Annotated in this window: 20 protein-coding genes; 11 read left to right on the forward strand and 9 right to left on the reverse strand. The window is 51.7% G+C overall.

The features are described 5' to 3' along the window. The first annotated feature begins 83 nt into the window (after positions 1–83). The 9 genes from OEY64_07575 to hemC all read left to right on the forward strand — a co-directional run bounded on the left by OEY64_07575 (position 84) and on the right by hemC (position 9497). Positions 84–971: a hypothetical protein gene (locus tag OEY64_07575; protein ID MDH5542808.1), complete on the forward strand. Its 888-nt coding sequence runs from the start codon at positions 84–86 to the stop codon at positions 969–971. A 3-nt stretch (positions 972–974) separates the two neighbouring features. Continuing rightward, positions 975–2225: a dicarboxylate/amino acid:cation symporter gene (locus tag OEY64_07580; protein ID MDH5542809.1), complete on the forward strand. Its 1251-nt coding sequence runs from the start codon at positions 975–977 to the stop codon at positions 2223–2225. A gap of 1 nt (position 2226) precedes the next feature. Further along, positions 2227–3579, forward strand: a complete 1353-nt coding sequence (locus OEY64_07585) for an NFACT RNA binding domain-containing protein (GenBank protein ID MDH5542810.1) — start codon at positions 2227–2229, stop codon at positions 3577–3579. Positions 3580–3700: 121 nt separating this feature from the next. Next, positions 3701–4615 (forward strand): bifunctional riboflavin kinase/FAD synthetase, encoded by a 915-nt coding sequence (locus tag OEY64_07590; GenBank protein ID MDH5542811.1) that lies wholly within the window; start codon positions 3701–3703, stop codon positions 4613–4615. A gap of 38 nt (positions 4616–4653) precedes the next feature. Continuing rightward, positions 4654–5628 carry an MBL fold metallo-hydrolase gene (locus tag OEY64_07595; GenBank protein MDH5542812.1) on the forward strand — a complete coding sequence of 325 codons (975 nt, stop codon included), beginning with the start codon at positions 4654–4656 and terminating at the stop codon, positions 5626–5628. Between the two features lie 112 nt (positions 5629–5740). Beyond that, a complete protein-coding gene (locus tag OEY64_07600; protein MDH5542813.1) occupies positions 5741–6883 on the forward strand; it encodes an aminotransferase class V-fold PLP-dependent enzyme in 1143 nt (380 codons plus the stop codon). Beyond that, positions 6880–7140 carry a DUF3343 domain-containing protein gene (locus OEY64_07605; GenBank protein MDH5542814.1) on the forward strand — a complete coding sequence of 87 codons (261 nt, stop codon included), beginning with the start codon at positions 6880–6882 and terminating at the stop codon, positions 7138–7140. Before OEY64_07600 ends, OEY64_07605 begins: the two co-directional genes overlap by 4 nt. Positions 7141–7271: 131 nt before the next feature. Beyond that, entirely contained in the window at positions 7272–8549 is a 1278-nt protein-coding gene (gene hemA / locus OEY64_07610; GenBank protein MDH5542815.1) for a glutamyl-tRNA reductase, read from the forward strand. Between the two features lie 12 nt (positions 8550–8561). After that, positions 8562–9497, forward strand: a complete 936-nt coding sequence (gene hemC / locus OEY64_07615; GenBank protein ID MDH5542816.1) for a hydroxymethylbilane synthase — start codon at positions 8562–8564, stop codon at positions 9495–9497. 102 nt (positions 9498–9599) lie between these two features. On the opposite strand, the gene OEY64_07620 is transcribed toward hemC, so the two are convergent. After that, a complete protein-coding gene (locus tag OEY64_07620) occupies positions 9600–10397 on the reverse strand; it encodes a hypothetical protein (GenBank protein MDH5542817.1) in 798 nt (265 codons plus the stop codon). A 313-nt stretch (positions 10398–10710) separates the two neighbouring features. Between OEY64_07620 and OEY64_07625 the strand changes: the two genes are divergently transcribed. Both OEY64_07625 and OEY64_07630 read left to right on the forward strand, forming a co-directional pair. Then, complete coding sequence (locus OEY64_07625; GenBank protein ID MDH5542818.1) at positions 10711–11421, forward strand: hypothetical protein; 711 nt, start codon at positions 10711–10713, stop codon at positions 11419–11421. A gap of 101 nt (positions 11422–11522) precedes the next feature. After that, positions 11523–13055 (forward strand): SLC13 family permease, encoded by a 1533-nt coding sequence (locus tag OEY64_07630; protein ID MDH5542819.1) that lies wholly within the window; start codon positions 11523–11525, stop codon positions 13053–13055. A gap of 79 nt (positions 13056–13134) precedes the next feature. Here the strand turns inward: OEY64_07630 and OEY64_07635 are convergent, their stop codons facing one another. From OEY64_07635 to OEY64_07670, 8 genes are all read right to left on the reverse strand, one after another. Continuing rightward, positions 13135–13866: a tetratricopeptide repeat protein gene (locus OEY64_07635; GenBank protein MDH5542820.1), complete on the reverse strand. Its 732-nt coding sequence runs from the start codon at positions 13864–13866 to the stop codon at positions 13135–13137. Next, complete coding sequence (locus tag OEY64_07640; GenBank protein MDH5542821.1) at positions 13853–14500, reverse strand: histidinol phosphate phosphatase domain-containing protein; 648 nt, start codon at positions 14498–14500, stop codon at positions 13853–13855. Before OEY64_07640 ends, OEY64_07635 begins: the two co-directional genes overlap by 14 nt. Positions 14501–14627: 127 nt before the next feature. Next, the gene (locus OEY64_07645; protein MDH5542822.1) at positions 14628–15059 is read right to left on the reverse strand and encodes a Csp1 family four helix bundle copper storage protein; all 432 of its coding nucleotides are present in this window, start codon (positions 15057–15059) and stop codon (positions 14628–14630) included. Positions 15060–15085: 26 nt separating this feature from the next. Next, the gene (locus OEY64_07650) at positions 15086–15661 is read right to left on the reverse strand and encodes an energy transducer TonB (GenBank protein ID MDH5542823.1); all 576 of its coding nucleotides are present in this window, start codon (positions 15659–15661) and stop codon (positions 15086–15088) included. Beyond that, positions 15661–16065, reverse strand: coding sequence for a biopolymer transporter ExbD (locus tag OEY64_07655; protein MDH5542824.1), 405 nt, complete (start codon positions 16063–16065; stop codon positions 15661–15663). The genes OEY64_07650 and OEY64_07655 overlap by 1 nt, the downstream gene beginning before the upstream one ends. Further along, the gene (locus OEY64_07660) at positions 16055–16717 is read right to left on the reverse strand and encodes a MotA/TolQ/ExbB proton channel family protein (GenBank protein MDH5542825.1); all 663 of its coding nucleotides are present in this window, start codon (positions 16715–16717) and stop codon (positions 16055–16057) included. Before OEY64_07660 ends, OEY64_07655 begins: the two co-directional genes overlap by 11 nt. Positions 16718–16720: 3 nt before the next feature. Then, entirely contained in the window at positions 16721–18379 is a 1659-nt protein-coding gene (locus tag OEY64_07665) for a PepSY domain-containing protein (protein ID MDH5542826.1), read from the reverse strand. Between the two features lie 7 nt (positions 18380–18386). Next, complete coding sequence (locus tag OEY64_07670; GenBank protein MDH5542827.1) at positions 18387–20468, reverse strand: TonB-dependent receptor; 2082 nt, start codon at positions 20466–20468, stop codon at positions 18387–18389. Positions 20469–20717: the final 249 nt, after the last annotated feature.

The following is a 20717-nucleotide window of genomic DNA, read 5'->3' on the forward strand; positions in this document are numbered from 1 at the left end:
CACCTCCCCCTTGCGAATAGAGCGGCGTCAAACAATACGCTCCTTCATGTAGTATCATTAGTGACTGGGAAATATTTAAAAAAATGGAAAGAAAAGCTGTTTTTATCATCGAGGACGACTTCACGCGAAAGGGAGAACTGCCATCAAATCTTAAAAAGCTTGGATTCCAGGTTGAAACGGGGAGCGGTGATGGGCTTCTTGCCAAGATGAAAGCGGCAAAACCTGAAGCGATTATTACGGGCGCAGATGAAGCCTCCAGTGATGCCGACAATATCCTCAACCGGATCCGCGGGGACGCTGACTTGAAAGATTGTGAACTTTTCGTCTACGCGGAAAAGATAGACATAAAACTTGAAATAAAGCTGAGAAAGCTCAAGGTGAACAACTTCTTCGTACTGGAAGAGGGCACCAGCCACAGGATTCTCGAACAGCTGAATAAGTTTTTCGAGGGATTTGGAGAAGAAGAACCGATAGATCTCGTCCAGCTTATCGGCCCGGAAGATACCGAAGAAGATCTCACAGAAAAATTTTTCCCCTACCTGGAACAGGATATCCCGCTCCATGAAACGAAAAAGGAGCCCGAACCGGCGCAAAGGCTGAAGCCGGATGAGGAATTTAAAAAAGCAAAATCGTTCATGGATGCCAGCAAAAACCATGAGGCTATCAATCTTTTTCTCCATCTGGCAGGGAACGATGAATACCGCGAAGAATCCAACCTCCTCGCTGGCGTATGCTATCGTAACCTGAAAAAATACAGGAACTCTGTCGATATTCTGCAGAAGGGGGCGAAAGAGGCATCTACCAGAGATAGAAAAATGGAGTTTCGATATGAACTGGGGGTAACATTGCAGGAAGCGGGAAAACTTGAGGAAGCCTCCAAATTCTTTTTCTCCGTCTATAAAAATGATAAATATTTCCGGGACACCGCCAAGCGCATCCAGGAGATACAGAAAAGCATTAAGGATATGTGATCAATGAACAAAGCCAAAAATCTTCAAAATGACAACTCCATAATAATCCTTGGACTGATAGTCGTAGGTGTGCTCGCGGGCGGAATCTCTGGATGGTATTTCGGGGAGTCGATGATCGCCGTTGGATGGCTGGGCGACCTCTTTCTGAATGCGCTGAAAATGACCATCGTTCCGCTTGTCGCCTCCTCGGTCATATGCGGGGTTGTCTCCATGAAAGAGACATCCGGCATCGGCAGGATGGGTGGAGTAACGCTTGTTTACTACATGACGACGACTGCGGTTGCCGTTTTTATCGGCCTGGTGGTGGTAAATATCGTCCAGCCCGGCGCTGGGCTTAGCATCCCGAACATTGAAGCGCTTGACAGCATTCGGGACAAGACCGAAACAGGCATCAGCGACATTGTCCTCTCCCTCGTTTCGCCAAACCTTGTCAAATCGGCAGCGGACGGCCAGCTCCTTCCCATAATTATTTTCTCCATCATGCTTGCGATCGCCATGAGCCAAGTCGGCAAAAAAGCCGATCATCTTGCCGGATTTTTCGAAGGACTTAACGAAGCGGTGATGGTGATCGTCACATGGATAATGTACTTCGCCCCCGTGGGGATATTCGCCCTGATAGCCGCGAGGCTTGGAAAGGCTGGCGGCGGTGACGCCTTCTTCTCCGAAATAGAAGCGGTAGGCTGGCATGTGTTCACGGTCCTTTCGGGACTTACTATTCATTTCGTGTTCCTCTCCATTCTCCTTTTCCTGATTACGCGCCACGGCATCGGATACTACCTCGGCATGTTCCGCGCGCTTTTCACTGCGTTCGGCACGGCAAGCTCTTCTGCAACACTGCCGATAACGATGGAATGCGCGAAGGAGAACGGCATTAGCGACCGTAGCGTGCGATTCGTCCTCCCTCTTGGTGCGACGGTAAACATGGACGGCACGGCGCTTTATGAAGCGGCGGCTGTCATGTTCATCGCTCAGGCGTACGGCGCAGACATGGGGGTCACCCAGCAGGTGATCATCTTCATTACGGCAACGCTCGCCGCCATCGGCGCCGCGGGCATCCCAGAAGCAGGGCTTGTGACAATGGTCATCGTCCTGCAGGCGGTACACCTCCCCCTTGACGGCATCGCGCTTCTCCTTGCAGTTGACTGGCTACTTGACCGTTTCCGCACATCCTTGAATGTCTGGGGGGACGCGGTCGGCGCGGCGGTGATAGACAAGCTTATGGCCGGCAGGAATTTCTCCGGCAAAATTTCATAACGTGTCTATATCCAGCTCGGAACTTGCGGCTGTCGCCCGTGAAATACTCGACATCGGCAAACGGCAGGTAGAAAAGATCTTCCAGCCTTCTGAATACGAACTTGTTTTCGTATTCAGGGAAGAGAAGGGGGTACGGCTCTTCATAAACGCCTCGCTGAACAATGGAACTATATTCCTTACGCGGGAAAAAGAGGAATCGCCAAAAGCACCGACACCTTTCGCCGTGATGCTTCGTAAACATATTTCCGGGAGCCGCCTCGTAGCTATCGATAAATCACAGAACGACCGGCAGATAGCCCTCCACTTCTCTCCGGCGGAAATTCGGCTTGTCTGCCGATTTTTCGGAAAAGGTGGATTCATACTCGCCGGAAGCGACGGGAAAATTCTCGGCCTTAGCGGATTCGCCACATCCCCCACACTCCGTGCCGGAGTTATTTATCCCCTGCCGTTGCCGGACAAAAACGAAGAGCCTGCCGTTTTCGAAAGATCACCCTCGCTGGAACTAGAGCAGAGATTCAAAAACGACTCCAGCGAGAACGAAAAGGAGAAGATTCTCACAGCCATTAACCGTGAGCTGAAAAAACTCGGCAAACTTAGGAAAAATCTTGAAACAGATCTTGAAAAACTTTCGGACTACAGCGGCTATCAAAGATTGGGCGACCTTTGCAAAACGTACTTCAATAAACTCGAAAAGGGGAAGAGCGAGGCGATCCTTACAGACATAGAAACCGGCGAGGACGTAATAATCCCGCTCAAGCCTGAGCTCTCCCCGGCTGAGAATATCGGTCTCATCTATAAAAAACATCACAAGTACATCAGCGGCAAGGAGAGACTTCAATCCGCGCTCGCCGATACAATTGAAAAAATCAATTCCCTGAAGGCCGATTCCGGAAAGATCGAAGCGGCGGCTTCCACTACCGAAATCGCCACGCTCTCGGAAAAACATACAACTTCTCAAAAACCGCAACCCGGCAAACCTGCCAAAAAAAAGGAACCGGTAAAATCCGAACCGTTCCGCAGGTTCTCGTCCTCGCAGGGGTTCGAAATATATGTAGGAAAATCGGGAGCGAAGAACGACGAGCTCCTCCGCCAAAGCAACGGCAATGATCTATGGTTCCATGTGAGGGGCTTTCCCGGCTCCCATGTGGTGATGAAAACTTCGCGCGCGAAGGATGTCCCACACGACGCGATCGTGGAAGCGGCAAAACTCGCTTTGAAATATTCCACAAGGGCAAAAGACGGCAAGGGGGAGATCGTTTATACGCATGTAAAAAACGTTAAAAAACCAAAAAATGCCCCGCCGGGCAAGGTGCTGGTTACGAGAGAGAAAACGGTGAGCGTAAGGCTCGACTGAACAATTGAACGAAAAGAAGGACATCGACGCATGGGAATAGTATCATGTCATCAATAGTGAATATGAAACAGACAGCAATTGACATGAAACTCCCTTGATAAAAGTTTAAAATGCAAAAATCATGAAAATCGGCGACAAGGTATCGGACTTTTCAAAAGAGTTCACTTGCAGCATAGCCACTGTCGGGAACTTCGACGGACTCCACCTGGGACACCGCGAGATAATGAAACAGGTGAAGGAAGAATCGGCAAGGCAGAACTGCAAGTCGCTTGTGATAACCTTTGAGCCCCACCCCTCGTCCATCCTTTACCCCACAAGAAATTTCTTCAGGCTCACATCCCCGGAGCGAAGAGCGAAGCTGATAGCGGAATGCGGAATAGACGGGCTCCTCGCGATACCGTTTACGATCCCCCTTTCAGAGAAGGACCCGAGGGCGTTCGTCGAAGAGATAATGGTACCCCTTAAACTGCGCAGGCTGTATGTAGGGCACGACTTCACATTCGGCTCTGGCCGCAAGGGGAACGTGTATACGTTGAAGAGAGAGGGGGAGATCCTCGGCTTCTCGGTGCACGAAATACCGGAGGTCGAAATAGACGGCGAAACAGTTAGAAGCACAAGGATACGGGCGCTCCTTGCCGAAGGGAACATTGAAAAGGTCACCAAGCTTTTAGGGAGGGAGCACGCGGTTTCCGGCGTCGTGATAAAAGGCGCAGGGCGGGGCAAGATCCTCGGCTTCCCCACCGCGAACCTCGGCCAGACGGTAGAGACGGTCCCCGGCCCTGGCGTATACGCCACGAAAGTGGAGCTTGACGGAAAGCTGTACGATTCCGCCACCCATGTCGGCGTCATACCCACCTTTGATGTGGACGTGCCGGGGATAGAGGCGCACATTTTCGATTTCAATAGCGAGATAACAGGCCAAAATATTGAAATACGGTTCATTGCGAAGGTACGCGACACGGCTCGCTTTGCCTCGATCGACGAACTGAAGGAACAGATAAGAAAGGATTGCGAAGACATCCGCCGCCTCCTCTGAAAAGTGGTAAAATAAGTACCTAGAAGGAGGTGAGCGCAATGGGAATGGTCGCTGTGCCTGTTACGAACCTGATCCTGTTCAGCATCTTCCTCCTTTTCCTCGCGGGCTACACAATCTCGGCGTTAAGGAAAAGAAGGGAAATGAAAATCTATCACCCCGACATGATGTTCAAGGTCAAAGGTCTCGGCGCCACTAAGAAACTTGAGATCATCCCGATAGTCGACTGGTATTCCGAACATGGCGAAATGAAAGCCGAAGAGGGTGTCTCCTACCTCATCAGGACAGACAATAATACAGTCCTTTTTGATGTCGGCGTCGACTTCTCGAAAGGTACCCCTACCCCGCTGACTATTCAGATGGAAAAGATGGGGATCACATGGGATGACTTCGACACCGTGGTGATATCGCATAACCACCCCGATCAGTGGAGAAAACACCACAACTACAACCTGAATGAAAAACAGGTGGAACTTGGCGAAGAGAGCTTCTATGTGAACGACAATCCTCAATACCCCGTTCTGGAGCCGATGTGGAACGACAACCCTATCGCGATAGGGAAAGGGATAACCACCACCGGCACTATCCCGAACAGGGATTTCATGATGGGATGGACCGCCGAACAGGCGATCGTCGTAAACGTCGAAGGAAAAGGGTTGGTAGTTATTTCCGGGTGCGGACATCAGACTCTCCAAAGAATACTCGACCGCGTGGGAATGATGTTCGATGAGCCGATGTACGGGATAGTATGCGGATACCACTATCCGGTCACAGATTCGAGACTCCGGATGCTCGGTGTGGAAATGCAAAAGCATATGCCGGGGCACGATCATCCGCTGATAAGCATCTCGGATGCCGACGTGGAAGAGAATATCGGCTTCCTTAGGGAGAAGGATCTGAAACTCGTCGCGATGTCGCCACATGACTGCTGTGACAACGCCATCGACGAGGCGTTCCGCAATACTTTCCACGAAACATACAGGAAAGTTACCGTTGGTGAAAAGATAATCTGCTAAAGCCTTTTCGGCCCGCCATGAAAATCGGGCGGGCCGACGCGGTAGTGGCGCGCCCCCTGTCAAAGCTGTATAGTCTGGTAAACACAACTTTAACAACAGGGAGCCGAAACTGATATACCTCAATAACGCCGCCACTACACTGCCAAAACCCCCTTCCGTGATCCGCGCGATAAGGAACGCCCTGGAAGGTATCGGCGCAAATCCCGGCAGAGGGGTGGACAAGCTCGTATACAGGGCCGACAAGCTCATATACTCCGCCCGTCTCCGCGCCGCCTCGTTCTTCGGCCTTTCCGATCCGTCGAGGCTTATCTTCACTCCCGGCTGCACATACTCCATAAATATCGCCATCAGGGGAACGCTGAAAAGCGGCGACCATGTCATCACCACCGGAAGAATGCACAACGCCATCTCGCGGACGGTTTTCGACAAGCGCCTCGGCCTGAATGTATCCCCCCTTATGTGGGACGAAAAGGAGCCTATCACCGAAGAGATGTTCAAAGCTCATATGACCCCCGAAACAAAGGCGGTGATCGTCAACCACGGGAGCAACGTAGACGGACTCCTCTTCCCTATCGACGCGATCGGCAAGATAACCAGATCGCTCGGACTTCTATTGATAGTCGACACGGCGCAGACAGCCGGCGTGGTACCCATCGACATGGCAAAAAACGGCATCGACATCCTCTGCGCCTCGGGACACAAGGGGCTTTACGGCCCGGCAGGCATCGGCATACTCGCCATATCCCCCGGCGTCGATGTCGAACCTCTCGTCACCGGCGGCACCGGGAGCTTCAGCGAAGATATGGATATGCCTACAACCTCCCCCGACCGGTTCGAGCCTGGCTCGCCGAACTTTGCAGGCATCGCGGGGCTCGACGCGGGGATAGAGTTCATCCAGAATACCGGGATAGAAAAGATATTCCGCCGGAAGATGGATCTCTGCATGGAGGCATATGAAGGGATAGTGAACATCCACGACGTGAAAATATTCTGGCCGGAAAAGGAAGCGAACCGCCTCCCTCTCTTCTCGTTCACCGTGGCGGAGATAGACCCTTCCGACGTAGCCGAACATCTCGATAAAAAACATGGGATAGCGACCCGCACCGGACTGCACTGCGCGCCGTTCACGCATCAGGAGATAGGCTCATACCCGATCGGCACCGTCCGCGTATCCCCCGGCTTCTACAACAAGAGGAGCGACATAAAAAAATTCATCAAAGCTGTAAAGGAACTATCGGTAAAGAAGGAGCGATGAGCGACTGTATAGCGGTGTTCGCCACGACATATGAAACGCTACGCGCCGAGGATTTTTTCCGCGCCGAAAAGATAAAGTTCAAGCCGATCCTGAAACCGAGGAAAATAGGCTCCGCCTGCCGTATGGCGCTGAAATTTTCGGAGAAGGATATTGAAGCGGCTAAACGCGCCGTCTCCGCCGGCAACCTGGATATCCTCTCCTTCTACCGAAAAGAGAACGACACATGGGAAAAGATTTTGGGTCGGATACTCCCATAAGATAAATATGCAGTTCATCAAGTATATCTACATGGCTCCCTGCTCCCCTTAGTTGGCAGGTATTTTGTAACATTTCGGTAGAATTTTGCGCTCTTCCCTTTGTTCTTAACTGATGGTAATCTTTACACATAATGCCGTTAGTAGTTTTGGGAGTTAATCATAATTCAGCCCCTGTGGAGGTGCGCGAAAAGCTCGCGTTCGACCTCAAGGAGCTGAGCGAGGCGGCCGGGGACGTATTCTCGAAGATGCCAGGGGTCGACGAGAAGGTTATCCTCTCCACCTGCAACAGGGTGGAGATCTACGCCCATGTGGACGATATCGAAGACGGCCTCGCCTCCATCAAACGCTTCATCTACAACTACCACGAGATACCCGCCGGGGTACTCGACAAGCATTTCTACAGCTACACCCTCGACGAGGCGATAGAACACCTCTTCGAGGTATCGGCGTCGCTCGACTCGATGGTCATCGGCGAGCCCCAGATACTCGGCCAGGTAAAAGACGCGTACCAGTCCGCCAGACAGGTGAAATCGACCGGAAGGGTGCTGAACCAGCTCTTTGAAAAGGCGTTCAGCGTGGCCAAAAGGGTGAGGACAGAAACAAGCATCGCCGAAAGCGCGGTCTCTATCTCCTATGCCGCCGTGGAGCTGGCCACATCCATCTTCGGCAGTCTTGAAGGGAGAACGGTGCTCCTGATAGGCGCGGGGGAGATGATAGAGCTCGCCGGGAAGCACCTCGTGAGCCAGGGGGTAAAGACCATCCTGGTATCGAACCACAACTACGACCGCGCCGCGAAACTAGCCACGGAGCTTGGCGGGAGCGCGATACATTTCGACACCTTTTCGGACGAGATGAAAAACGCCGACATTGTTCTCAGCTCCACCGCCGCCCCGCACTACGTCATCAAAAGGGAGAAGGTGGAAGAGGCCATAAAGCTCAGGGGTGGTAAGCCTATCTTCTTCATCGACATCGCGGTTCCGCGCGACATCGAGCCTTCAATAAACGACCTGAACAACGTATTCCTCTACGACATCGACGACCTGAACAGCGTGGTGAACCAGAACAGGGCCGAGAGGGAGAAAGAGGCCGAAAAGGCGAGAGAGATCATCAAGGCGGAAGTGACAAGCTTCAACAGCTGGCTCGACCGGCTTGAGATGGAGCCGACCATCGTCGCTATGCGCAAGAAGGTGCAGGAGATACAGTGCCGGGAAGTAGAGAAAACCTTCGCGAAGGTAGCCTTCGATGAAAATCAAAAAGCGGCCATAAAGGCCATGACCGCCTCCATTACAAATAAAATCCTCCACGATCCTACGCTTCATCTGAAACGCCAGGCATCAGCGAATAACAATCAGGAACATCACAAGCGTTCCGTTACAGAGTTTGTAAAAGAGCTCTTTAATCTGGAATAGGCCCCCGTTACATTGAGCTTGAAACTTAAAATAGGAACAAGGGGCTCCCCGCTCGCGCTCTGGCAGGCGGAATGGATCAAGTCGCGCCTCCTCGAATTCGACGACATCGGCGATGTTGAACTGATAAAAATAAAAACTTCCGGGGACAAGATCCTCGACGTGCCGCTTGCGAAGGTCGGCGGCAAGGGGCTCTTCACCAAGGAGATAGAGGAATCGCTCCTGAGGAACGAGACCGATCTCGCGGTGCACAGTCTGAAAGACGTCCCTACCGAAGTTCCGAAAGGGCTGAAAGTCGACGTTATCACCGAAAGGGAAAATCCTTACGACGTTCTCGTAAGCAGAGGGGTCAAATTCGTCGACCTCCCCCCCGGCGCAAAGGTCGGTACAAGCTCCTTAAGGAGACGCGCGCAGATAAAAAGGGTGAGGCCCGATCTCGTCATCGTCGATATACGGGGGAACGTGCAGACCCGTCTAAAGAAACTTGAAACCGAAAATCTCGACGCCGTCATACTCGCCGCCGCGGGGATGATAAGGATGGGGTATGAAGATGAGATAACCGAATATCTGGAGGAATCGCTGGTACTCCCGGCGGTCGGCCAGGGAGCGGTGGCGATCGAAACAAGGGAGAACGACCCGGTTGTTGAAGAGGTCGTTCAAAGGCTCCACCATCAGCCGACCGCGTACTGCACCACGGCTGAGCGCGCCTTCCTGAGAAAACTCGAAGGGGGATGCCAGGTGCCGATAGCGGCGTTCGGCAAAGTCGACGGCGACAAACTCACGCTCGAAGGGCTTGTTGCCGATCTCGACGGGCAGAGGATAATAAGGGAAACAATTTCCGGCCCGACAAGCGAAGCGGTATCGCTGGGACAGAGGCTTGGAGACCTTCTCCTGGAACAGGGAGCCAAGGAGATACTGGACGAAGTCTTCGGCAACAACGAAGAGTCGTAAGCGCGCCCGATCCAGCGCGTCCTAAATCAATAACGAGGTTGCGCTATCCGCCGTCTTTCAATGGTCAGGCGCAATTCAAACATATTTCGGAACTGCTCATATCTACAAACCGTAAAACTCGATAACTTCTTTCCCCCTCCTTGTGACAAATTCATTCGGGCGACCGGGCTCGCCTATGCTTGCCGCCATATTGTTTATCTTTTTCTCCAAATTCCATCTCCCGTCTGGCATCCGTTTTGACCGCAACAGATCAACCGCCTGACCAACTTTTTCCGATCTTACCTTTTCCCTTTTCAAAAGCCATAGTATCTCCAGAAAATCACTCCTGTACATATTGGGAAAGGTCAATTTGTCGATATCCTTAACCATCACGCGATCCTTGCGGCGCGAGCTGAGATATACATTGTGCAATAGAATAAAATCTATGCATTTCTTTAACAGCATTTTTATAGAACTATTTCTTTTCGTTTGCGGGATGAACGAAAAGCCTTTGAACAGTTTGACCACGCCCCAGTAGCATGTATGCTTGCCGTAGCAACTCTTGTTCTCGCAGTATTTGTTCTTCTCCGTGACGTATTGCCCATCGTCGAATCTTTGGTATTTATTGAAAAACTCGATCACCTTCAAGCTTCTACCGCTTATCGAACCTGTAAAATAACATTCGAGATAAATGATATTTCCGTTCAGGCATGGGATGGGGAAATGATCCTCTTTCAAGGAGTAGATACCAGCCTTCGGATCATAAAAATGATTTCTGATAATTTTTAACGGCTTCTTTATCCTGACGTCGTTGCTGTCGTGACAGAGGTCGGCCAGGAGTATCAATGTCCACAAGGTGGCCTTGAAATTTGGAGAGTAATGGAGGAGTTCCGGATAATGCCTGTCGGATTCCTTTAGCATTTTCCAACAGCCATTCTCTCCTTGCTGGTCAAATATACTCTTTATGATCGCTGAATAGTCATCCATGCTTCACCGGCATATACTGGTTAGATGTCATGGATTCATTTTTTACTAACAGCTTTGTCGTGTCAATTAAGCATTCACCCTTTCCATATATGAACTCGCCAGGCGCTCTCCCGGTGAAATATCGCCCCCTCCACGCACTCCCTTTTTTAAGACTGCATATAAGCTGGACTTGTCTCCCGCTCTTTAATACCATTATAAAATGTATTACCGCTATGGAACATTTCGTCCGATATCCAGAATCGTTGCCATGCTGGCAATCATTCTAGCTTGCTACGAGTCAGCCGATGCCCGGACATTCAAGACAAACGCCGTGAAGGATTATCCGCTACGAGAGGTGGATAGACCGCTCACCATGCCTTCGCAATTGACCGATATCGGTTTTTCCTTTTTATTTGGGAAGAATTCATCCAATCCGGAAGACGGATGGGTGGGAATGTTCATGAATTGGCACATCGGAATTACAGATAACATCGAGATGGAAAATCTCGGCTTCAACTACTCCGGTAAACTTTACGAAAACGAATACCTTATCGGAGCCCACGCGCTGGGGATCGGCTTCTCAAGCGATGCAGGGGTAAGCGCGCCTCTCAAGGCACAATTCAAATCAAGACACTACGTCGACCGCAACTTCTCCATCCTTATGGAAATATTTGAAAAGCTGATATATGAGGAAGGAGTTAATACCGCGCAAAGCATCAGGTTCTTAGCGGGAGGGATTTTTCAGTTGACGGATAATATCGCTCTTTCAGTCAAGGCAGGATATGGAGGTTATTTAACCGATGACAGGCCGGATAGCGCCAACATCGCAATGGAGCTGAACATCAACAGCAGGCATTACTTTGATATCACGCTGTTTGGAGGCTTCAGCTTCATCGACGAAAAGGATAGAGGGGATAACAAGTTGTTTGATGAAAACAGAAGGTCGATAGGCGGGGTTCGCGCAGACATGGTATTTTAGACCGCCGCCTCCACCCGCTCCCCTATTTAATGAGCAACATCATGCCGTTTTCCGGTATCCTATTTGCCGATGCGACATAATCACGAAGGGGAAGCTTTAGCATGAGCGATGAAGAACTGACGAGCCAGCAAAATCCCGTTAGGATGTGGGGGCTTATAGGGGGCGTTGTTGCCTCTGTGCTCTTTCTTTTACTGTTCGACCTCGATCCGGCCCACCCGGAGATAACAAGGACCGCCGCCGTGGTGCTCCTCATGGCTGTATGGTGGATAACGGACGCGATACCGCTCTGGGCCACTGCGCTCCTCCCGGTATTCCTCTTCCCGTTTTTCGGCATCATGTCCGGAAAGAAGGTTAGCTCGCTCTATTTCAACGAGGTGATATTCCTCTTTCTCGGCGGATTTCTTGTGGCACTCTGCATGGAGCGGTGGAACCTGCACAAGAGAATAGCTCTCAAGATACTTCTTTTCTTCGGCGCGAATCCGCGCGGAATACTCCTCGGCTTTATGACGGCAACCGCCTTCCTTTCGATGTGGGTTTCGAATACCGCCAGCACCATGCTGATGCTCCCCATCATCATCGCTGTCATACTGAAGCTGGAAGAATCGGTCGGCGTGGCGCCAATCAAAAAATACGCTGTCGGCCTCCTTCTTGGAACGGCATATTCCGCGTCTATCGGAGGAGTGGCGACCCTCGTGGGAACCCCGCCGAATCCGGTACTTGTAAAGGTCTTTGCGATAAATTTCCCGCAGGCTCCGGAGATTTCGTTTGCCTCTTGGTTCGCGTTCGCCCTACCGGTCAGCGTTGCCTTTATCGCCTTCGTTTACTTCTACCTTGCATGGTTTTTCAAACCGGGAACGGAGATATCCATCGACAAAGAGGAGTTTCAGCGCGAACATGACGAACTGGGCAAAACAACCTTCGAGGAGAAGGTGGTTTTCGCGGTGTTCACAAGCCTTGCGATACTCTGGCTCTCAAGAGCGGACATCAATATAGGAACGGTATCGATACCGGGTTGGGCAAACCTCTTCCCAAATCCCTCTGATGTGAATGACGGCACCATCGCCATAGCGATGGCGACGATATTTTTTCTCGTGCCGTCGAAGGCTCTCCCCGGCGAGCGGATAGCCGACTGGGATATGGTGCAAAAACTCCCGTGGGGTATCATCCTCCTCTTCGGCGGAGGTTTCGCTCTTGCGAGCGGATTCAAGGATTCGGGACTTTCAACATGGCTCGGAAACCAGCTCGCTTCACTGCACGAATTCAATCCGGTTACGATCGTTGCCACCATCTCGCTTATGAGCACCTTCATAACGGAACTGACGTCGAACACGGCAACCGCGCAGATACTCCTCCCGATCCTCGCCTCTCTGGCTGTTGCGATAAAACTGAATCCGCTTTTGATAATGCTCCCGGCGACCATGTCGGTATCTTTTGCCTTCATGCTTCCGGTAGCAACCCCGCCGAACGCGATTGTGTTCGGCGCTGGGAGGATAAGGATCATCGATATGGCAAAAGCGGGGCTGATACTGAACATTGCGGGGGGGATTATCATAACCGCCGCGGCATTCATCCTCGGCCCTATCGTATTCGGAATAGACCTTGGAACATTCCCCGATTGGGCAGTACAGAAATAAAATGCCGTGAAAATAGTGTCTATCGAGGGGAGGAGTTTCCACCCTCCCTTCACGATTTAATAACCCCCCAGGGAAAAGGCTACTTTATATTTATATCTGAACCTTTGAGGGACGCAATCTGGTTTACCACCAAATCACGCCTTGAGGAAACCTGATACTTCCCCAGGAATTCCACATATGTCTCAAGCGCCCTGTCGGAATTGCCTGCCAGCTCATAGTTCAATCCCAAGAGATAATCTATCTCTTCCATAAACGCTTCGCTTTTGCTCCCCTTCAGTTTTTCAAGGACGCTCGTGGCTTCCGAATATTTCCCCTGATTCTGTGAGGTTCTGGCGAGACCGATACCGCTTAGACGACCGACAGTATCCTCCGCGCCCTCGGATTCAAAAACCTGTTTATAGAGCGCTTCGGCTTCCGGCATCTTCCCATCCTTATAATGGACATTTGCCTTGTAGAACGACGCAAGCTTTCCAGCTACCGTTCCGGAAAAACGTTCAGACACCTCGCCGATAGTCTCCGCGAGTTTTGGCAGGTCCACATTATCCTTCGGCTGGGCATTCGCCTCCGTTGGGCTGTCGCTTGGGTATTCCACAAGGGCCCTGTAGAGCTCGCGCTGGGCGGTGTTCTCCCGCGAATCCGCGTAATACATGTATCCGGCAGATATCATGATGATAATTGCCAGCCCGACCAGCGGGTAGATCACTTTTTCACTGTTGTCCGTCACCCAGAAGTAGACACTGTCCCAGAAACTGATGAATTCATCCGGTGCTTTCAGGTCTTCCTTACGTTTTATCCTTTTATAACGCGCCACTTTTTGCCTCCACTATCTTTTGCGAGTTGCCCAATGTTTCGAGCGCACTCTTTTCGTCCAATCCCGCGCCCAACAGCACTTTCATCGCCATTTGCCGGTCCATTAAATCACGAGGAGCGTGGGTATCAGTATTAAAAACCAGCCTCGCCCCCGCTTCCATCGCGGTTTTTGCTACGTGGCCGTTTGTAAAACTGTGTCCCCCGCGTCCGCTTATCTCCAGCATCACCCCGGCCAGAGCCGCTTTTTTTGCGACAGCCAGCGAGATCAGTCCCGGATGGGCTATTATATCCACTCCGGCGTCTATCGCCGAATCATTAGTTCCTTCCTCGACCGGCTCCACCACCGATTCCCCATGCACGATTATAATCTTGGCCCCGGCATCCCTTGCCAGCTTTGCAATCTCCGATATCATTGAAGGCCTCACATGGGTTATCTCCACGCCGGGGAGCACGCGGATGCCATGATCGTCCTCGCAGAACCTGGCAATCGCCTCCGTAACCCTCTCGACATTCGAATAATCAACATGATCGGTAATCGCGATCGCGCGACACCCGATCTGGCGCGCACGTCTGACCAGTTCGGCAGGAACCAGCCCTCCATCGCTAAAAATCGTGTGCATATGCAGGTCAATCATCCGAAACAGCCTACGTTAAAGTTGTATTGTTGTCCAGTAATTGAATAACCTTTTTCGAGAAAATATTTCCGGCTGGGAAAAGGGGTGTCTCCGGGCGGACAGCGCCGCCCGGAGACTGCGATCTTGGCTAAATGTATTTCTTGCAGATATTGGCGCATTCACGGCACGACTTGGCGCACTCAACACACTCCTTGTGCTCCTTGTGTTTCATGCAGATCTTTTCCGAAGCTATGCAAACACCCCGAACCACCTTCGCCATTGGGCCGATATGTCTCGACCCAAAAGAGGCCATCTTCATCATCGCTTCGCAGGTAGCTACCAGGTCCTGCACCGTCCTGCCGCACTCCGCCATTGAGATGTCTCCCTTCTCCAGGAGGTTGATGCTCAAACGGAGCGTCGTCTGCCCCGTACGGGCGCAATCGGCTGCTGACCTGGCGAGATCTTCCTGGATCAACATGCCTGAATCGTGCTTATGTTCTTTTTCCGCGGCAAATGCCGTCCCTACAGTACCGGCCAGGAGAGCGCCACCTGCCGCCATTATTACTTCTCTTCTATCCACCAAAACCTCCTTTTTAAAAACGGTTTCTATTGCAACGCAAATTCCATCTTCAGCTTTACGGGGTATGGCGCACCGGAAGGGGGGGGAGGCAATGGGCTTGCCTTTTGCACAGCCTCCCGTGCCGCGTCGCACAGGATGTTATCTTTCCCTTCCACTACCAAACTTTCCACTTCCCCGTTCGGAAGCAATGTCATATGCACCTCTATCTCCCCGGTTATCCCTCTCCGCCTCGCCGCGGCCGGATAATATTTGCATCTCTCTATGCAGTCCATTACGACAGAGAGATAATGCTTCTTCTCCCGTTCGGTTTCCTCCTCGTCGAGTTGCGCAACCTCCTCTGAAATTTCTTCTTCAGGCTCGACTACCGGTTCCGGCTCCTCCACAGGTGCCGGGATCTCCTTTTTAACCACTTTCTTCGGTTTTGGTTTTGGTATCTCCTGTATCTTTTTCGGTTTGACGATCTTTCTGAACTTCGCTTTCACACTCGTGCTTTTGTCCGACTTGCCTGATTCGATTGAAATCAATTCGGCATTATTAAAAAACGCCGCGTGAAATCCTATCGAGACGGCCAGAGCAAGAGTTGCTATCGCGAAATCTTTCACTATTCCGGCCTCTCCGTAATGATATCCACAGCCTCGGCTCCCGCTTTCCTTGCAGAATCGAAGATAGATACTGCGACGCCCAGGCCTGCCCTCTCATCCCCTCGAATGGCTACCTTTTTGTTCTTTACCCCGGAGAATTTCTGGATAAAAACCTCTTCAACTTCCCCAAGCTCGACTGTCATGCCCGCTATGCTGACTTTCCCATCACCATTGATAACAACCTCGACGGCCTTGTCGATATCAAGCGGAGTGGCGCTGTCCGCCTCCGGGAGATCCACCGTTACCGCTTCGTTCTTTACGAAATGGGCGGTGAGCATGAAGAACACCAACAGGAGGAAGACTATGTCGATAAGCGGAGTGAGGTTGGGAATATTGCTTGCTCTCCTAAGCCCGTCAAACTCCATCTGCCGCCCCTTTCCTGTGATGGATAACATCGACCGGTATTTCGCGTTCATGATGATGATGATGCAGTTTTTCAAGAATCATCGATGCGATCCGTTTCATCGAGTTCGCCCTGCGGTCAGCCGAACCTTCCAGCAGGTGAAGGAAAAAGAGTATCGGTATGGAGACGGAAAGGCCGACGCCTGTCGTTATCATGGCTTCCCATATGCCGCCGGCAAGGGCGTTTGCGTCAACCTTCCCCCCCGCCTGCTCGATCACCATAAATGCCTTTATCATTCCGGTTATCGTTCCAAGTAGGCCGAGAAGAGGAGCAGTATTGCCGAGAAAGGCAAGCGTCCTGAAACCGCGTTCCATTCGTTGCAGTTCCTCCGAGCCTACGCGCGAAGCGACTCTGCCGATGTCATCAACGCCGCGCGAGGACGCCGCAAGCATCTCCCTTATGATGGCCGCTTCCGGCCCTTTCGTAATTGCCGGGTCTTTCAAACCGCCATCCGAGATCGCATTTCCAAGACCCTCTTCGATACTGCGCGGGGTAAATCCCATCCTTATGAAATGTATGTAGCGCTCAATTACAATTGCGAGGGCAATGACAGAGTAGAACGCCAGGATATAAACTACCGGCCCGCCCCTTGTGAAAATATCAGCAGTATCCATCGCCTACCTCTTGGTTGCCGCGACTTCGTTTGCCGCCGTCATGACGGCGCGCGGTTCGCGACGTGCCAGATTCAAATATCCTTTTAAGCTCGGCTTCCAATGCCTCCATAATCTTGTAAGGCCCGTAACAACAAGAATAAGACCTATAACAGAAACAAGGTCGTTCACCCATTTCCACTGTTCATGGAAGATCACGCCGCTATGCAATCCATCCAGAAAATAGAATATCGGAACGCCCGCGAGGATCGGCATATCCATTCGAATGGTTTCATATTCGTCGCCGTTTACCCGAGCCTTGATCCCGCCATGTCCTTTCCATCCTATTCGTCCGTCGGGCAATACCAGCATATCGCTAGGCATATGTCCCGTACCCTTGGCTTTTTCCCATTTCTTGCCAGGGAGTTTCATGTAGTTAGGAGAACCCATCCCCCCCGTGTATAAACCATCCCCGATACGCCTAAGCGTCCAGACGAATACCGCGGGTTGACCGGGGAGATCTTCCCTGATCCACGTCCTGCCGGAATCGGCCGTCGTGAAGAGACCGGCGCGGCCTCCAAGGCTCAGCTTTTCGCTCTCTCCCGGATATCCCGCAACGGAATATATTTCATCGTCCCATGATCTCATCTCATATACAGGCGGGAGCCATTCCCTCCCGACGTTGACCTTTTTCATCCAGTCGCCAAGCACATCGTTGTGGTCTATCAGTATCCCGGTAATTGCCAGATAGACAAATGGAATTACGGTAACTATCCCGAAAACGGTTGAATGAGAATGGAACAGCAGGCGCATAGTGCTTTTCTTGGTGAGATGTGTTTTCCGCGTCTGCGTTCCAATCTCTTTTTTCCATTTTTTCGGCATCCACCAGAACAGAAAACCTGTCAGCGACAGCGCCATCATCCCGATACCGCCCGCATCGTTTATCAGCAAAGAGCTTATCCCGGTAAATAGCCCTCTGCCGTAATGAAGGTCCCTTACAAATCTGGAAAGCCCGAAAGAATCGGGAAGCTGATCCTCCGTCAATCCGGAAAAGAAGATCCAAACCGGCTCTGATGTATCGGAAAGGTTCAAGCGGAAAACTTTGGTCCTTGACACACAGCCAACCAGTTCATCAGCACTTGAGCCTTCCGTAAGCGCGGTAATGAGGCTCCCTTCCAATGCAACCCTTGTCGCGGTCGCGCCCTTGTCGGAAGATAACCAAACGCCGTCATCGGTGGCAAGCCAGAGCTTCCCCCATCCATATACCGCATCCTCTACTATCGAAAGTATCTGGGGCGAGCCATCAAGCCCGATGAAATAGGTTTCCACCCAGTTGGCGCCGGCATCACTGCTTCTCCAGAGCCCCCGTCTCCCACCCGCAAGACGAACATCGCTCGTCGACGGGTCAATCCGGTACAACTGAATCGCACTGTCGGTACTTTTTTCAAGCACCTTCTGCGAAACGAGATATTCCGGAACGGTTACCTGCCAGAGCCATCTCCACTCTCCGCGGTGATCGATAAGAAAACCGGTAATTCCAAGAACAAATATCCAGAGCGCCGCAACCAATCCTCCCCACTTGTGGAGCCTGTGCATATTTAACGGGCGCTTCCTTTCGGAAGCGCCCGGTGCAACAGTCTCCAACCAGGGGTGAGGTGGTTGAAAATTCTGTTTAATACTATTCATAAATAACTCACATGAAGTCGTAATTGATCCCAAGGTAGTAGCTAAGCGGCGTTCCCGGCGCGTACTCTATCTTCTCGCCAAACTTGGAGCTTGAATACGAAGCTGCCGTAGCCCATCGCTCGTCGGTAACGTTCATAACGCGCCCGAAAACTTTCATCTTGCCGACAGGCATATTCGCCCTGAGGTTTAAAAGGGCGTGCCCCTCATACTTCATCGTATTTCCGTCATCCATCCAGGAATCGCCAACCTTAACCCATTCAATTTCTGCCATCCCGCCGTTCATGAAGCCCGGGCGGAAACCGAGCCGCGTGTTGCCTACAAGCTTCGGAGCGGAGTTCATCTCGTTCCCGCTGTAATCGACGCCAGGTTTCGGTTGCCATGTACCGAATGTGTGTTCTGAATAGGAAAGACTCACTCCGAGATTCATCCAATCCGTCAGCGCAATACCGGAACCAAGCTCAACGCCCTGATGCTTTGTCTCGCCGGCATTGAGGCTCTCTCTCGTATTGTCATCATTCGTGTAGCTTACGATGTCGTCGGTCTTTATCATGCTGTAAACCGAGAGTTCCCAATCGGTCTTCTCTCCAACTTCACCTCGAAGACCAACCTCATAGCTGTCCACCTTTACAGGTTTCAGACCTACCGTATTCTCGGCCTGTCCCTGCCTGAAGAGCTGGCTCTGTGAAGGTGCGCGGAACGCGTGGTTATAGGATACAAAACCGTTGAACGAATCGCTGAACTGGTACGTCGCCCCCAGCTTTGGGCTAAGGTGCGTGTAGTCGACGGTAGTAGACGCCGGGCGACGATACTTGCCGGTATCGAGGTCTGTCAGCTTGTTTGTATAGTCATAGCCGATTGAATCGTACCTCACGCCGCCTGTGATCCTCAGCTTTTCGGCAGGTGAAAGCTCGGCATGGACGTACGGGGAGATACCCATGAATGTTACGTCGTAGTCGTATATCGTGTCGCCGTCCGTATAGCTGGTATAGATGTTTCCTTCCTTCACCGGAGAGATAGCCTGCTCGTTCTGGTTGCCGGGACTGTTGTCCACATCAACGCCCATGATCAACCTGGTCCTTAAAGGCGCAAAGTCCTTTCTGTATTTAGCCATGACGCCATATGAATCGTTGTTCGAATTCAAGATGGCCGGATCGTAGCTTAGCGACCAGTTCGCTATATACCCGAGGCTGTTCTGACGCACATACGGCGTAACGCTGACAAGCGAATCAGCCGACTCTTTCGTCATCTCTGCGGAAACCCTTAGAGCCCCCACCTTTCGCCAGGATATCGGAGTGTAATTAAGCGTTGGATTGTTTTCATAATCTTCCTTTGAGATCCTGGAGGAGCCTGCCGTCTGCTGATCGATATTTGAATACGCGACCACCGTCTTCATGGCAATTCCGTTTGAGAAAAAGGCATCCCAGCGGACATTCGCGCTCTGCCTGTCGTAATCGGTCGCGTCGCGCCAGCCGTCGGTATGGGTCATGTTCAGGTCGAGCCTTACTCCGTTATCGCCAAATTTGTCGCCAACCGACAACAGCGCCCTCTGCCATCCAAACGAACCGCCTTCAAGGTCCAGGTTCAACTCAGGCTCAAGTGGGGTTGGCCGGGTCAGGACGTTAATAACGCCGCCAATCGCGTCGCTTCCATAAAGCGCGGTTCCCGGCCCCTTATTTACTTCAATTCCGCCCGACTGCGGGATATTAACTTCGTATAACGCATTGTGGTTGAAAAATCCCGTTGAGCGTGTCGGTATGCCGTCCTCAAGGAAAAGGTAAACGGGACTCGTGGTTATCGGCTGTCTGATGGCAGTCTGATGCCCCTCGCCCCCTGTTACGTTTACATTGACGCCGGGTATCCTGTTCATAATATCCGATGGATGAGCAGGCCTTACTTCCTCTATCTCTTTGCCTGAAAGCGTGTCGACAGTCGCTGTCGCCTCCGATTTCGGCTGTTCTTCGCGCGTACCCGTAACTGTAATTTTGCCGACCGCGGCGCCATCCGATTCAGCCTTTACGTCTCCGGCTACCGCCAGGGTTATGAAAAAAACCGCCGCGGAAAACCATCCAAATCTCTTTGCACTAAACATCTAATACCCCTTTTTAAAATTCATTCGTGTTGCGGGCCGTTCATTGCGGCCACTGCCTGATGTGTTTTCCCAGGCTTTCGGAGTGGAGATTCGGCAGATCAGGCAGAAACCTCTTCTGACTGCGCACATCACCTTCCGGAAAAAACTCTCATCCAGTGAAGGGAACTATCAGCAGATGCATGAAGAAATGACTTTCTGCCATAAACATCGCTTGGTGCAGCTCCCCGCAAGAACGGAGAAAATCCTGGG

It is taken from the genome of Nitrospinota bacterium (assembly GCA_029881495.1).
Classification (GTDB): domain Bacteria; phylum Nitrospinota_A; class UBA7883; order JACRGQ01; family JACRGQ01; genus JAOUMJ01.

Coding starts and splice junctions, on each gene's coding strand:
- OEY64_07580 (MDH5542809.1), top strand. CDS start 975: ATGAACAAAGCCAAAAATCTTCAAAATGACAACTCCATAATAATCCTT.
- hemA (MDH5542815.1), top strand. CDS start 7,272: ATGCCGTTAGTAGTTTTGGGAGTTAATCATAATTCAGCCCCTGTGGAG.
- OEY64_07625 (MDH5542818.1), top strand. CDS start 10,711: ATGCTGGCAATCATTCTAGCTTGCTACGAGTCAGCCGATGCCCGGACA.
- OEY64_07660 (MDH5542825.1), bottom strand. CDS start 16,717: ATGGATACTGCTGATATTTTCACAAGGGGCGGGCCGGTAGTTTATATC.
- OEY64_07640 (MDH5542821.1), bottom strand. CDS start 14,500: ATGATTGACCTGCATATGCACACGATTTTTAGCGATGGAGGGCTGGTT.
- OEY64_07655 (MDH5542824.1), bottom strand. CDS start 16,065: ATGGAGTTTGACGGGCTTAGGAGAGCAAGCAATATTCCCAACCTCACT.
- OEY64_07605 (MDH5542814.1), top strand. CDS start 6,880: ATGAGCGACTGTATAGCGGTGTTCGCCACGACATATGAAACGCTACGC.
- OEY64_07630 (MDH5542819.1), top strand. CDS start 11,523: ATGAGCGATGAAGAACTGACGAGCCAGCAAAATCCCGTTAGGATGTGG.
- OEY64_07575 (MDH5542808.1), top strand. CDS start 84: ATGGAAAGAAAAGCTGTTTTTATCATCGAGGACGACTTCACGCGAAAG.
- OEY64_07590 (MDH5542811.1), top strand. CDS start 3,701: ATGAAAATCGGCGACAAGGTATCGGACTTTTCAAAAGAGTTCACTTGC.
- OEY64_07670 (MDH5542827.1), bottom strand. CDS start 20,468: ATGTTTAGTGCAAAGAGATTTGGATGGTTTTCCGCGGCGGTTTTTTTC.
- OEY64_07665 (MDH5542826.1), bottom strand. CDS start 18,379: ATGAATAGTATTAAACAGAATTTTCAACCACCTCACCCCTGGTTGGAG.
- OEY64_07595 (MDH5542812.1), top strand. CDS start 4,654: ATGGGAATGGTCGCTGTGCCTGTTACGAACCTGATCCTGTTCAGCATC.
- OEY64_07620 (MDH5542817.1), bottom strand. CDS start 10,397: ATGCTAAAGGAATCCGACAGGCATTATCCGGAACTCCTCCATTACTCT.